12 protein-coding genes are annotated in these 13,046 nt (G+C 48.7%); 8 read left to right on the plus strand and 4 right to left on the minus strand.

Annotation, left to right across the window (positions count from 1 at the left end; all coding sequences use genetic code 11):
• Window positions 1-66 precede the first annotated feature (66 nt).
• Both D328_RS0120235 and D328_RS0120240 read left to right on the plus strand, forming a co-directional pair.
• A complete protein-coding gene (locus D328_RS0120235) occupies window positions 67-1,362 on the plus strand; it encodes a GntP family permease (RefSeq protein ID WP_018886863.1) in 1,296 nt (431 codons plus the stop codon).
• Window positions 1,363-1,599: 237 nt separating this feature from the next.
• Entirely contained in the window at window positions 1,600-2,751 is a 1,152-nt protein-coding gene (locus tag D328_RS0120240) for a glycerate kinase (RefSeq protein WP_018886864.1), read from the plus strand.
• A 92-nt stretch (window positions 2,752-2,843) separates the two neighbouring features.
• Here the strand turns inward: D328_RS0120240 and D328_RS0120245 are convergent, their stop codons facing one another.
• Window positions 2,844-3,872: a CdaR family transcriptional regulator gene (locus tag D328_RS0120245; RefSeq protein WP_018886865.1), complete on the minus strand. Its 1,029-nt coding sequence runs from the start codon at window positions 3,870-3,872 to the stop codon at window positions 2,844-2,846.
• 266 nt (window positions 3,873-4,138) lie between these two features.
• On the opposite strand from D328_RS0120245, the gene D328_RS0120250 reads away from it, so the two are divergent.
• From D328_RS0120250 to D328_RS0120270, 5 genes are all read left to right on the plus strand, one after another.
• Window positions 4,139-5,728, plus strand: a complete 1,590-nt coding sequence (locus D328_RS0120250; RefSeq protein ID WP_018886866.1) for a sensor domain-containing diguanylate cyclase — start codon at window positions 4,139-4,141, stop codon at window positions 5,726-5,728.
• A 244-nt stretch (window positions 5,729-5,972) separates the two neighbouring features.
• Entirely contained in the window at window positions 5,973-7,136 is a 1,164-nt protein-coding gene (locus tag D328_RS0120255; RefSeq protein ID WP_018886867.1) for a glycosyl hydrolase family 28-related protein, read from the plus strand.
• 254 nt (window positions 7,137-7,390) lie between these two features.
• Complete coding sequence (locus tag D328_RS0120260; protein WP_018886868.1) at window positions 7,391-8,563, plus strand: aminotransferase-like domain-containing protein; 1,173 nt, start codon at window positions 7,391-7,393, stop codon at window positions 8,561-8,563.
• Window positions 8,564-8,754: 191 nt separating this feature from the next.
• Window positions 8,755-9,423, plus strand: coding sequence for a uracil-DNA glycosylase (locus D328_RS0120265; protein ID WP_018886869.1), 669 nt, complete (start codon window positions 8,755-8,757; stop codon window positions 9,421-9,423).
• Window positions 9,420-9,863, plus strand: coding sequence for a hypothetical protein (locus tag D328_RS0120270; RefSeq protein ID WP_133567291.1), 444 nt, complete (start codon window positions 9,420-9,422; stop codon window positions 9,861-9,863). The genes D328_RS0120265 and D328_RS0120270 overlap by 4 nt, the downstream gene beginning before the upstream one ends.
• Window positions 9,864-9,982: 119 nt before the next feature.
• Here D328_RS0120270 and D328_RS0120275 read toward each other — a convergent pair whose 3' ends face one another.
• The 3 genes from D328_RS0120275 to D328_RS29460 all read right to left on the minus strand — a co-directional run bounded on the left by D328_RS0120275 (window position 9,983) and on the right by D328_RS29460 (window position 11,472).
• Complete coding sequence (locus D328_RS0120275) at window positions 9,983-10,285, minus strand: restriction endonuclease subunit S domain-containing protein (protein WP_018886871.1); 303 nt, start codon at window positions 10,283-10,285, stop codon at window positions 9,983-9,985.
• 560 nt (window positions 10,286-10,845) lie between these two features.
• Complete coding sequence (locus tag D328_RS0120285) at window positions 10,846-11,046, minus strand: hypothetical protein (protein ID WP_018886873.1); 201 nt, start codon at window positions 11,044-11,046, stop codon at window positions 10,846-10,848.
• A gap of 183 nt (window positions 11,047-11,229) precedes the next feature.
• Window positions 11,230-11,472 (minus strand): hypothetical protein, encoded by a 243-nt coding sequence (locus D328_RS29460; RefSeq protein ID WP_018886874.1) that lies wholly within the window; start codon window positions 11,470-11,472, stop codon window positions 11,230-11,232.
• 285 nt (window positions 11,473-11,757) lie between these two features.
• Between D328_RS29460 and D328_RS0120295 the strand changes: the two genes are divergently transcribed.
• Window positions 11,758-12,909 carry an iron-containing alcohol dehydrogenase gene (locus D328_RS0120295; RefSeq protein ID WP_018886875.1) on the plus strand — a complete coding sequence of 384 codons (1,152 nt, stop codon included), beginning with the start codon at window positions 11,758-11,760 and terminating at the stop codon, window positions 12,907-12,909.
• Window positions 12,910-13,046: the final 137 nt, after the last annotated feature.

Consider the following 13,046-nt stretch of genomic DNA (forward strand, 5'->3'; position numbering starts at 1 on the left):
TTTTTGTGGCGCAAACTCTTATACTGAAAGCGTGTTCAACAAGAGCAAGCTAGGAGGCTGCAAGGAATGGAAGGATTAATGATTGGATGGTATGGTGCATTGGCAGGGTTGGCGCTTGCAATCATTCTCATACTGAAGAAGCTCAACCCCGTATATGCTCTATTTTTGGGAGCGATTACAGGCGCATTAATCGGTGGTGCGAATCTGGAGGAGACCGTAGGCGTTCTTGTAAGCGGTACACAAAGTGTAATCGGAACCGTACTGCGGGTTCTGGCGGCTGGCGTGCTGGCTGGCGTCATGATGGAATCCGGTGCGGCTGAGACGATTGCACAGGCGATTGTGAAGAAATTTGGCGGGAGCAAGGCCATTTTGGCACTGGCGCTGGCTACGATGCTAATTACAGCTGTAGGCGTATTCATCCCTGTCGCTGTATTGATTGTGGCGCCCATTGCCTTGTCTGTCGGCAATAAAATGGGGATCTCGAAGCTGGCATTACTGGTAGCGCTCTCGGGGGGAGGGAAGGCAGGCAACATCATTTCACCTAATCCCAATACGATTGCTGCTGCTCGCGGGTTCGAGCTTGACTTGAGTCATGTGATGCTCGCAGGGCTTCTGCCGGCAGTCTTCGGTCTCGCAGTTACAGTCATTGTGGCATCGTTGCTGAAGAAGAAGGGAACCATGGTGTCGGGGGATGAAGCGCAATATAGCGAGAACGAGAATAATGATTATCCACCACTGGGGCGAGCGATTGTGGCACCACTGGTTGCTATCGTGCTACTAATGATCAATCCTATTGGCTCGCTGTCTGGCATTGAGCTGTTATCCAATATGAAGGTCGATGCTCTGTATATTCTGCCAATCGCGGGAATCATCGGGCTGCTGGCCATGGGTAAGGGGAACAAGATGCTGGAATATAGCGCGTCTGGTCTCAATAAAATGACGGCAACCGTACTGATTCTGATCGGTGCTGGCGGGATTGCTGGGCTCATCGCTGCTTCGGATCTCTCCACGCAGGTCGTAGCTCTGATTGAGGGATCAGGTATCGCCGGGACATTCCTTGCGCCGATCTCGGGTATTCTGATGGCGGCTGCCACAGCTTCTACTTCAACCGGTGTAATTCTAGCTACGGGTTCCTTCGGACAGGCTGTCCTGAATATGGGGACACCACCGCTAGCTGCATCCGTAATGGTGCACACAGGTGCTACAGTTATTGATTCCCTGCCACAAGGCAACTATTTCCACGTAACTGCGGATAGCATGAAGATGTCGATCAAGCAACGTATGGGTGTAGTTCCTTATGAGGCGATTGTGGGCGGAACGATGACGATTGTCGCTACCGTAGTATACGGCTTCTTACTGTAGTGAAGCGATGTGAGCCACGTAGCCAAGTGAGATAACCAAGCTAAGTCAGCTATAACCTGAGTCAGCTATAAGCTAAATAAGCTACAGGCTAAATAAGCTACAGGCTAAATAAGCTAAATCAACTACGTTAAGCCACGTAAGCTGTGCTAAAACAATGACATGATGATTGAGTGAGACTATACAGATACAAGGATTGTCGACAGTAATGTGTCTACATTAATGATGGGGTGAGAGAGAATGCAATACAAGAATTTTGTACTGGCGCCTGATTCCTTTAAAGAGAGCATGACCGCCAAGGAAGTATGCGTAGCCATGGAGAAAGGACTACGGAAAGTGTATCCTGAAGCCAATTATATTCATGTGCCAATGGCAGATGGCGGTGAGGGAACGGTACAATCTTTGGTAGATGCTTCAGACGGACAGCTGCTGTATGCTGAGGTGACGGGTCCGCTGGGTCAGATGGTAACGGCTTCCTATGGCATTATGGGAGATGGAACGACAGCTGCTGTCGAGATGGCGTCAGCCAGTGGTATCCATCTGGTGGAAAAGTCAGCTCGTAATCCGCTGATTACGACCACTTACGGTACAGGCGAGCTGATACGCGAATGTCTGGAGCGTGGTGTCCGCAAGATCATTATTGGGATTGGTGGAAGTGCGACAAATGACGGTGGCACAGGAATGGCTGCTGCGCTAGGGGCTCGCTTCCTGGATGCTGCAGGCGAAGAGCTACCATGGGGGGGAGGAAGTCTCGGTCGTCTGTCTTCCATTGACCTCACTGGACTAGACCCGCGATTGCAGGAGGTACAGCTGATCGTGGCTTGTGATGTGACAAATCCGCTCTGTGGTCCTACAGGGGCCTCGGTTGTATTTGGTCCACAGAAAGGCGCTACACCAGACATGGTGCAGCAGCTTGATGCCAATCTCGCTCACTATGCAGAGGTCGTGAATCGCAAGCTGGGTAAGAATGTATTGGATGTACCAGGTGCTGGTGCTGCAGGCGGTCTTGGTGCAGGCCTGTTGATTTTTACGCAGGCGGTATTACAAAAAGGGATTGATATTGTCATCGAATACACCGGGCTTAGCGATAAAATAGCTACGGCTGATGTCGTATTCACAGGCGAGGGCGGAATTGACTTCCAGACCAAATTCGGGAAGACACCCTACGGCGTAGCGAGAGCCGCCAAAGCTAAAGGCAAGAGGGTAATTGCTCTGGCGGGTTATGTCGGTGCCGGAATCGAGACGTTGTATAATGAGGGCATTGATGCGATCTTTGGGATTGTCCCTGGAGCTTCTGCTTTAGAGCATTTGCTGGCCGAGGGTCCCGAAAATGTAGAGCGTACAGCCGAAAATATTGCGCGTGTGTTGCAATTCGGCAAGAGCTTATGCTAGAAGAGGATTCACTGACTGCTTCAACTCTGGATTGAAGATCATTTAACCATGACATGTGGACTCATTGGCTTGACCTCCAATCGCTTCATTACTTATTGATGCATCCGCAGTAGCTCATAGATCAACTCGGTGAGCTGTAGTAGATCGCGTGGATCTCGCCCGGTGATGGCATGAATTCGCTTCAGACGGTATTGTAAAGTATTGCGATGTATATTCAGGGATTCGGCGGTCAGAGACATGCTTCCATTGTGATGAATGAAGCTTCGGAGTGTGTCCAGCAGCTCAGGTGTATCCTCCAGCTTGTGAGTGGTATGGGCAGGGCCATCAAGCCTTGCCTGACTCCACTGGATGAGGAACTCCACTTCATCGTAGGTCGTTACCTGCTGTGAAGGCCATAGCGCGAACAGGATGGACATGGCAGCCTTAGCCTGAGCATAGCTACTCGCAATACTGGCTTCGTGCCGTCCCCTGGAGATCCGAATGCTCGGATGATCAAGGAGCAGTCTTCGAATATGCTTATCCACATCCTCAGGCTGCTGCACTAGCAGAAGCCATGTATCATTTTCCACCTGAAAGGCAGTCTTGAATAGTAGCAGTATAGAGTCCTCGCTAGCTAGTGAGGAACTCTTCACATACAGGACCGTTGTCTTTATGACGAGATCTAGCTGATAGGCTATGGCTTCTTTTCTCAGCTTCTGGGAATAGGCTCCATGATGGGAGAGCAGCAGCTCCACAAAGGCCTTCTTGCGATTCGCCTCCTCCGCACGATGCTCCAGCATGGTGCGCTGTTCAATGAGCAGGGACACCGTCGTTCTGACAATACTGCAAAAGGGGCGCACCTCATCAGGATTGCCCGTAATTCCGATGACCCCGACACAGACGTTTCCTATGAAAATCGGCTCGTTTGTTCCTTGCTTCTCGTTGGTCCCATCCTCCCATACCTCAACCATGTGTCCGGTGGACAGAGCCTTAACGGCACCCTGATGGATGGTGCCCACCCGCTCCCGAGTCCCGCTACCCACGATAATCCCTTTTGCATTCATAATGTTAATGTTGTAAGGAATATCCTTCATCATCTTATCGACAATATCCTGTGCCTGATTCTCCGAAAGCTGGAACAAGGAATGGCCCCCTCCACTGGTTCATCTAATAGTAGCTACTGTCAACATATGTATTGTGCATATGAACAACATTATAGCTTTTTCATCCTCCATATTCCAACATGAATACAGACAAGAGAGCCGCATAACTGGAGGAAGACATTGTATTCCTCGAAATTTTCTACTCCTTATAGCCATCACAGGAAGTATAATGGTCGATGACTGTCGTTTTTTGTTGTATGATGGATTTATGAAACGTTGGTTCCCCGAACCTAGGAGGGTGTCTTTTGTTTAGTCCAATGAAGGCCATGTTTCCCCAGCGCAAGAAGCTTAGTCTCACATCATTGCTAATCGGCCTTGTGACGCTTGTCGTAGTACTCACCTCTACGATCCTTCTGGCAGGCTCCTATGTGTCCAAGAAAAATTCGCTAATCGAGACTACCCTACGCTTGAATTATAATAATGCCAGCGGCAAGGCCCAGACATTGAATTCCTTGTTCATCTCCATGAGGGAAAGTCTGCAGTATAGTGCCAATTCACTCACGGATGTGGAAGGCATGACTGCCAAGCAGCTCGCTGACTATCTGAATCTTATGCGTAATTCCAGCAACTTTTTCAATTCCCTGTATCGTATAGATGAGAACGGGCAGATCCGTGGAATCTCTCCATATAATCCCCAGAGGATCGGAGGGCATCTCACCACGAAATATGCACTTGATGCTTTGCTTTCCCAGCGGCCCTATATTTCTTCTCCCTATGTAACACCCAATTCGCACAGACTTATTGTGTTCATGAGCCAGCCCTTATTTGATCAAAATAGCAATTATACCGGATTCGTTGGAGGTTCGCTTTATTTACAGGAGGACAATATTTTATCAAGTATTTTTGGCAACAATTCTGTGGATGATTCCGGTTCATATTATTACATTGTGGATGCTCATGGCCGTGTCTTGTATCATCCAGACAAGCAGGTGATTGGTTCGGATCTGGCCCAGGAGGAGGTCGTGCAAAGTCTGCTAGAGGGCAAAAGTGGACGTCAGCTCACAGTGGACCATCTCGGTCGGCAGATGATCGCTGGCTACTCCTATGTGGATTCGAATGGCTGGGGAGTGGTGGCGGTATCCCCGCTGGAGCGAATCCAAAAAGAGCTTATGGACAACTTGTACACCCAAATTCTGGTGTCTAGTCTGCCATTCATGATTTTGCTCATCGGTGTCATTCTGATTGCGCGTCAATTGGCCCGTCCTTTCGTGTATCTTGCAGATTTAATGAGCAAGCTCGGCAAGGAAAGGGTGGTATTGCCTGAAGCCAAATCACACTGGAACAGAGAGGCTGATCTACTGACGAAGGCGGTATTTCTGGCTGTCGCGGATATCCAGAAGCAACAGGACCAGCTTGCGCAGGATGCTGCTACAGATGGCTTGACCGGGCTACTGAACCGCAGATCCCTTGAGCAAATGATGCAGCAATGGCTGGAAGCGGGCACTTCCTTCTCGCTGATTCTGCTCGATGTGGATCGTTTCAAGCCGATCAATGATACCTATGGTCATCTGGTTGGTGATCGAGTGCTCAAGCATGTGAGTGATAAGGTGTTGAGCAATGTACGTCCGACAGATGCGTGTTTCCGATTTGGCGGAGAGGAATTCATCGTGCTGCTGCCGGATTGCGCTAAGGAGGAAGCTTTCGAGCTGGCAGAGATCATTCGTAAAGACATCGAGAGCAGTGCAGCGCCGATTCCTTCACGAATTACGATATCTCTCGGTGTAGCACATTGCCCTGATGATGCTGCGTCTGCTGAGCAGCTTCTACACAAGGCTGACCAGGCTATGTATTTGGCCAAATCCCAAGGTAGAAACCGGACGATGCTGGCAAAATAAAAAGCGGAAAGTCAACCAAGGCCTATGAGATTAGAAATCATAGCAGTGCCACCTATATGTAGGGGCACTGCTATTTGTCTATGAGAATAGGTGGCTTGTAATAAACTCCGTGATAATTAATTGTATAAATGTTCTAAATTTAATTATTTGTTATAATTATCTATGTAAGCGGTTTCTAATGAATTAATCTAATATGGAGGGATGACACAAAATGAAGGCAGGTATTCGTTGGAGGCGAGGTTGGATGGCCGTATTAAGTGTAGCTCTGTTGGCGGCTACATGGTATGTGCCAGGAACGGGAAGCGAGATTCAGGCAGCAGAGCAGGTCAATGTGCGTGACTTCGGGGCACGTGCGGGGGTGACGGAGGATCAGTCGGCTGCTTTTCACGCCGCGATGAAGCATTTCTATGACAAGGGGCAAAAGGGTACGGTCTATATTCCCGCAGGCACCTATTACGTCGATAACGGTCTTCGTTTCCACGCTGGTGTGAATCTGGTAGGGGATGGAATAGGGCGAACGATTATTAAGAAGACAGGTAATGTAAGCAGCTACGTGGTGGGGAATCCGGTACTGCGCTCCGGCTCCAATAATCTGGAGGTCAGTGTGTCCAAGCTTACGATTGATGGAGATCGCACGAACCGTGCAGCTCGTGGTCTGGGACAAGTCGGGGGCATTAACATGGATGTGGATGTCCGCAATTTGACGTTGTCCAATATGGAGATCAGAGACACCACAATAGGCGCTCTCCTTCGTCGAACCAAGGATTCAACGATTCAGGACAGTGTGTTCGATCGCACAAGTGGACATGCTATCGCAGCCGGACATGAGAGCTTCCCTGTGGGTGAATTCAGAAATGTGACCATCACAGGTAACAAGATTACGAACTCAAGCGGTGGTAGCGGAATCAATCTGTCCCGTGCAGCTCGTGCTACGGTTACGAATAATGAAATTGTGAACAGTGTACAGCAATCAGACACCTATGGAGGCATTCGGATTCCAAATGGTGGCGAGAACAATATTATTAAAGATAATCGAATCGTGAACTATCCACGCGGAATCTTCGTACTTACAGGGGCAACTAATAATACCTTCGAGAATAACACGATTGTGAACTCTCGTATTCAGGGGATGCTGATTGAGGCGAATGACAATACGATCAAGGGCAACATTATTCAGCAGACAGATGCTTCCCTCAGCCCCGAGCTAATTCGTCTGTCTGGCGCGAATGGGAATGAGATCTCCCGCAATCGGATGGAGACGCACTCCCGCTTCAGCAACTTCGGCATTCGCCTGACGAACTCCAGCAATAATCGCATTGTGGATAATATCACCGATACTTCAGGGACTTCCGTCAGTGTTGAGGGTGGCAGTGGCAACACGGTCAGCGGTAACACCAATAGGAGATAGCTAATTAAAGTGGCTATTAGAGATAGTTATTAAATATAGCTGCTAAAGATAGCTACTAAAGATAGCTGAAATCATAGAACGCTTTCCTGAGCTTTGTACGTGCTTAGGAAGGCTTTTTTTATGGAAAAGATAGGACATGTCAAGCTCGGTGGGGAGAAGTCTTGGGTGTGAATTTCTTTGGTGTATAATATAATAAATTTTAGCCGTACACAGGGGCGGAATTTCATTACATATGCTCAGGAGGCACGAAGCCATTGAATTATTCATTTTCCAACCGTTTCACAGCTATGCAACCCTCCATTATTCGCGAGATTCTCAAGGCCACATCAGGTCAGAACGTCATTCCGTTCTCTGCGGGTAATCCCGCACCCGAGACTTTCCCGGTCGAGGCGATCCGGGCCTATACACAGTCCATTCTGGAAGAAATGCCAGTAGCTGCTCTGCAATATGGAATTACAGAAGGCTACGCGCCTTTGCGCGACGTCCTGAAGAATCATTTGCACACCCGATTTGCCAGCGGTAAAGACATGGACGAGCTGATGATCGTCTCCGGCGCGCAGCAGGGTATTGAGCTCGCTTGTAAAGTATTCTGCAATGAGGGAGATACCATTATTTGCGAAAGTCCCAGCTTCATTGGGTCCTTGAATACATTTCGTTCCTCTGGCGCGAGACTGGTAGGGGTTCCTATGGAAACCGATGGCATCCATATCGGCTTGCTGGAGCAGGCGCTTCAGACCGAGAAGAATGTCAAGCTCATCTACCTGATCCCTAGCTTTCAGAATCCGACGGGTATCACGACATCACTGGAAAAGCGCAAAGCGGTCTATGAGCTGGCCCGACGCTACGGGGTTATGATTCTGGAGGATAATCCATACGGAGAGCTCCGCTTCCGTGGTGAGGATGTTCCGACTATCAAGTCCATGGATGAGGAGGGACTGGTCATCTATGTGGGCTCATTCTCCAAAATATTGTCGGCAGGTCTTCGTGTCGGCTATGTGTTGGCCCCAGATGAGGTAGTCTCCAAGATGGTGGTCGCCAAGCAGGGGGAGGACGTGCATACAGCGATGCTTCCTCAGATTCTGGCTCATAAATTCATGACAGAATACGATTATGCAGGCCATATCGCCAATATACGGGATATTTATCGCCGCAAGTGCGACCTGATGGAGCAGAGTCTGGAAGCCCACATGCAGCAGTCTGTCACGTACACGAGACCAGATGGAGGGCTCTTCCTCTGGTGTGAGCTGCCGTCCGGGATCTCCATGCTGGACTACTGCAAGACAGCGGCTGAACGAGGCGTAGCAGTCGTGCCTGGTACCGCCTTCCTGGTCGATGCGACAGCTTCCTGCAATGCCTTCCGTCTGAATTTCTCGACACCTTCGGATGAACAGATTCGACAGGGAATTGAGATACTGGGCCGTATATAGTCTTGTGCTGTTGTATGTACAGGCGAAAAATGGTATAGTATTGATTATTTGCTGAACGGTATTTCCTGTGAGAGTATCCAGTAACGAAGCCGGCTCCGGACTCACGGGGTCGGCTTTTGTGCTTGGCTCCTGCTGGAGCGCATGGACAGCCCGTACGTACATGATTTTAAACAGGTTAGGGGAGAATGAAAGTGTTCGGTAACGATTGGGATGAGGTATTGCATGAGGAAATAAACAAACCCTATTTTAACGATCTGAGATATACGCTCGCTAAAGAATACAAGCTTCATCAGGTATATCCGTCCAAGGAGAATCTGTTCTCTGCGCTTAAGCTTACTTCCTTCTCGGGTACCAAAGCCGTCATTCTGGGACAGGACCCATATCACGGCCCAGGACAGGCTCATGGACTCAGCTTCTCGGTTATGCCTGGTGTCAGAGTACCACCTTCACTGAAAAATATATATAAAGAGCTACAGTCGGACCTTGATCTGCCTATTCCTGACCACGGCTATCTCATTCCATGGGCAGAAGAAGGCGTATTGCTGCTGAACAATGTACTCACGGTACGCCAAGGACAGCCTCAATCCCATCAAGGCATGGGCTGGGAGCAGTTCACCGATGCCGTCATTGCAGCGCTCAATGAGCGTGATGAGCCAATAGTGTTCATCTTATGGGGCAGTCATGCACAAAAAAAAGGTGAATTCATTAACGAGAGCAAGCATCTGGTCATTAAATCCAGTCACCCCAGTCCCTTCGCGGCACATCGAGGATTCTTTGGTAGCCGTCCATTCTCGCGGACGAATGAGTTCCTGCTGAGCAAGCAGCAGCAACCGATTAACTGGGAGCTTCAGAACCTATGACGAACGGAGGGGGGCACATGCGCCACTGGATCGGCCGCCATGTCATTGTGTCCTGCGGACCAGAGGGCAAGCGCAAGCTACGGGGAACCTTGGAGCATATTAATTATTCACAGCAAAGTGTGGTCCTTGCCCCGCGTATGCTTCAGATCCCCTTTCAGGATATTCTGACGATTCAGGCAGCCCCACCGTTAAAGGAACGTCGTCTGCCTTCTGTTGCGGCTCCGCATGTGGTGGGTTATATCATGAAGGAATCCTTGCAATTTGATAATGCGGTGTATTTCCAATCGGTCGTGACGATCTGGGAGGGAGATCGAATTCTGGCCTATGCGTGCAGACTACGCAGTCATGGACCGAACGAAGTGGTGCTGCAGGATGGACGTAGGCTGGATAAGCGGCATTATACATTTGTGGTGCGATCTTTAAGAGGGCAAGGTAATTAGCATGTGTTATCTGAAGTTGTTCCTGGCTATACAATGACAAAAGCAGCATGAGGCCGAATAGGCACCATGCTGCTTTTGTTGACTCTGTTGCTACTATGTGATTACTCTCTGATCTACGATTACTCTACGCCATCCTTGTAATGGTTGGTCCAATTCTTGTCGCCTTTATGCATGAAGTCCTCTACCGTCTTCTCTAGCGTAGCGAGCAGCTGTTGCTTGATGTCATAAATGGTGGTGCGGAAGAGTTCCTCCTCGCGGCCGACCACTTTCTCTCCATATAGTGCCTGGGCAGCGATAAATTTGCGGTGCTCCTCTACCAATTGATCAATGGATTCCAGAGCATGCTCCACATAATGGCTAATTCCTTGTTGCTCGCGTGGAAGTAATGATTTCAAATATTGCACTTTCTCGATAGTAGGCATATCGAATTCCTCCGTTCAATTAGTTAATCCGTAAAAACCCCCGGAACAGCGAACCGTCTCTCATCTTTATGTCACTAATTATACAATGTTTTCGGAAAATTTTCATTACTTTTTTATGGGAATGTGATTTTTTTTATATTCTTATTTTCGAAAAAAAGAAACGAGAGCGTGTGTGAGAGGCTGCGGACCGAGCCAATGGACTACTTGCAATCATGCTTACAAGCAGAACAGCAAAGTTAGAGGGAGGAAGTGGATGCAGGACCTAAGCAAGCTGTAGGCCCTGTGGCTGCCATATGTATGTATCGTAGAGCAGAAGTATGTTTGGCCCGACTGGCAAGGCTGTGTGATCCATGATGCGTAAGGTCAGGGCCAGGCATTTTAGATTTAAGAGGAATTCGTGCTATAATTGCATAAATTTCAGGAAAGGTTGACTGGTGAGATGAAGCTTTTTAAAGGTATGTTTTGGGGAATCCTCATCAGCATTGTATTATGGATTGCCATATTCGGGCTGATTCGGGGACTGCAGTAGCGCTGGCTCAGCTTCGGCAATATCCCACCATTTAGACGATAACCTTGGTAACGCTCTTGATGTCCTGATTGGATAGTTGATACATATTATGATCGTCATACAGTATCCATTGATCCGTTCCTGGTAGCGGTCGTAACCATCCGAATACGATGGTCTCATCAACCAGCTTGAGGATGACTGCCTGGGGATGATCCAGTACGGAATGATTGTGCTCATGATCATGCTCATGCATTACAGTGTGCCTCCTTTCCGATTCATACTATCATTTTCGACGAAAAGCAATTTATTGTTTATAGATATTCAGCCAATGAATCAAATTTTACATATCAGGATTATAAATAATTCCAAATCGCATCCCCAGGCCTCGCTACAAGCTTGTCCACCGTGAGCCCCCACGTAAATGAAGGGGTTATGTTCAACGTTGCCGTCTTCTATTCCATTCGTCCAGCAGCGTGATGTCATACAGATCCGCATTAATAGGCCCTTTCTCGTTACTATACTTGATTTTGATTAAGGACAGCAGATCAAACATGTCGCTTAGTACGCCAAAAAAGGAGCCGAGAATGGCTAGGTCATCCGCCGAAAGATCGTCCAGGAACTGTAAGCCGTTCGATTGTGAAGGAGCTGCTTTCTTGCCGGAATTCCCCTTTTTCGCCAAGTCAATCACCTGCTTCCGGGTAAGTTATGCGGACTTTGGATACTCAGGATAGTATATGTCCGTAGACGGAGACACTCCTATGCCTTTACCCAAAAAAAGCGAGATTTAAGGCATCTTTTCGCTGTGCACTTGTCCGAAATGCGTATGAGTCGGCAACTTACAGTAGCCCAGAATGGCTAACCCGACTATGATTTTGTTCGCAGTCATCCAGCACGGGCCCGTCTATGATGGGAATTGGCTCATTGTATACGCAAAGGCCTACAATCGTGTCAGAGGAGGATGACCATGAGTACGCATGTGTTTTACGTTCCGCCCGTGAATGTGATGGGTAAAGGTTGCCTGCAAGAGATTGGACCTAGCCTCAAAGAGATGAAGCTCTCCAAGCCACTGGTAGTTACTGATGCATTTCTGTTGAAGAGCGGCATTGCCGGTAAGGTACTAACGATTCTGGATGAAGCTGCTATTCCTTATGCAGTCTATAGTGATGTAAGACCCAATCCTACCTGCAAAAATGTGCATGATGGTGTTGAATTCCTGAAGTCGCAAGGCTGCGACTCGCTGATCTCCATTGGTGGAGGCTCACCACAGGATACAGCGAAGGCCATAGGAATCATTGCCACGAATGGTGGACATATCAGAGATTATGAAGGCGTTCACAAATCCGTGCATAAATCGCTCCCTATTATTGCGGTGAATACGACAGCAGGTACCTCCAGTGAGGTCACCATCAACTACGTTATTACGGATGAGGAACGGAAAGTCAAGATGGTCATGGTGGACAAGAATAGCCTTGCCTCCATCTCGGTCAACGATCCGGAATTAATGGTCGATAAGCCGGCGGATCTGACAGCAGCAACAGGTATGGATGCGCTTACGCATGCCGTTGAAGCCCTGGTCACGCCAGGAGCTTATCCTGTCACAGATGCTACGGCTCTGGCTGCCGTGGAGCTCATCTTCCAGTACCTGCCGCGTGCCGTGGCGAATGGCCATGATCTGGAGGCGAGAGAGCAACTGGTCTATGCTGTATTTCTCGGCGGTATGGCGTTCAATAATGCTGGTCTTGGCTATGTACATGCGATGGCACATCAGCTGGGCGGCGTGTATGATCTGCCTCACGGGGTGTGCAATGCGATGCTGCTGCCCTATGTGGAGGAGGAGAATGCCAAGCATGTGCCACACCGCTTCCGCGGGATTGCAAGAGCGATAGGCCTGAATGTTGAGGAGCGGACGGATCAGGAGTGTGCGGATTATGTCATTGAGTCCATCAAGCAGTTGTCACAAGAGGTGGGCATTCCGGCCACATTGTCTGAGCTGGGTGTGAATGAAGTCGATCTGGAGCTGCTGGCTGACAATGCAATGAAGGATGCCTGTGCACCGGGAAATCCTTTTACGCCTACCAAGGATGAAGTTATTGCAATGTTTCGTAAAATTCTGTAATTAACCAAGTGAATAACAGAGAAAACGAAAAAAAATAAAACCGTAATGAACCATAGTGAGGTTTGTTACGGTTTTATTTTGAGTTTGAGAATAAAATCACTTTGAATATTTTTGTTTATTTGTGTTTTCAAAGACAA

It is taken from the genome of Paenibacillus massiliensis 2301065 = DSM 16942 (genome assembly GCF_000377505.1).
Lineage (GTDB): Bacteria > Bacillota > Bacilli > Paenibacillales > Paenibacillaceae > Paenibacillus > Paenibacillus massiliensis.

Excerpts from the sequence above, each read along its gene's own strand:
- D328_RS0120255 (WP_018886867.1), top strand. The coding sequence starts at position 5,973 with ATGGCCGTATTAAGTGTAGCTCTGTTGGCGGCTACATGGTATGTGCCA.
- D328_RS0120295 (WP_018886875.1), top strand. The coding sequence starts at position 11,758 with ATGAGTACGCATGTGTTTTACGTTCCGCCCGTGAATGTGATGGGTAAA.
- D328_RS0120285 (WP_018886873.1), bottom strand. The coding sequence starts at position 11,046 with ATGCATGAGCATGATCATGAGCACAATCATTCCGTACTGGATCATCCC.
- D328_RS0120235 (WP_018886863.1), top strand. The coding sequence starts at position 67 with ATGGAAGGATTAATGATTGGATGGTATGGTGCATTGGCAGGGTTGGCG.
- D328_RS0120275 (WP_018886871.1), bottom strand. The coding sequence starts at position 10,285 with ATGCCTACTATCGAGAAAGTGCAATATTTGAAATCATTACTTCCACGC.
- D328_RS0120240 (WP_018886864.1), top strand. The coding sequence starts at position 1,600 with ATGCAATACAAGAATTTTGTACTGGCGCCTGATTCCTTTAAAGAGAGC.
- D328_RS0120270 (WP_133567291.1), top strand. The coding sequence starts at position 9,420 with ATGACGAACGGAGGGGGGCACATGCGCCACTGGATCGGCCGCCATGTC.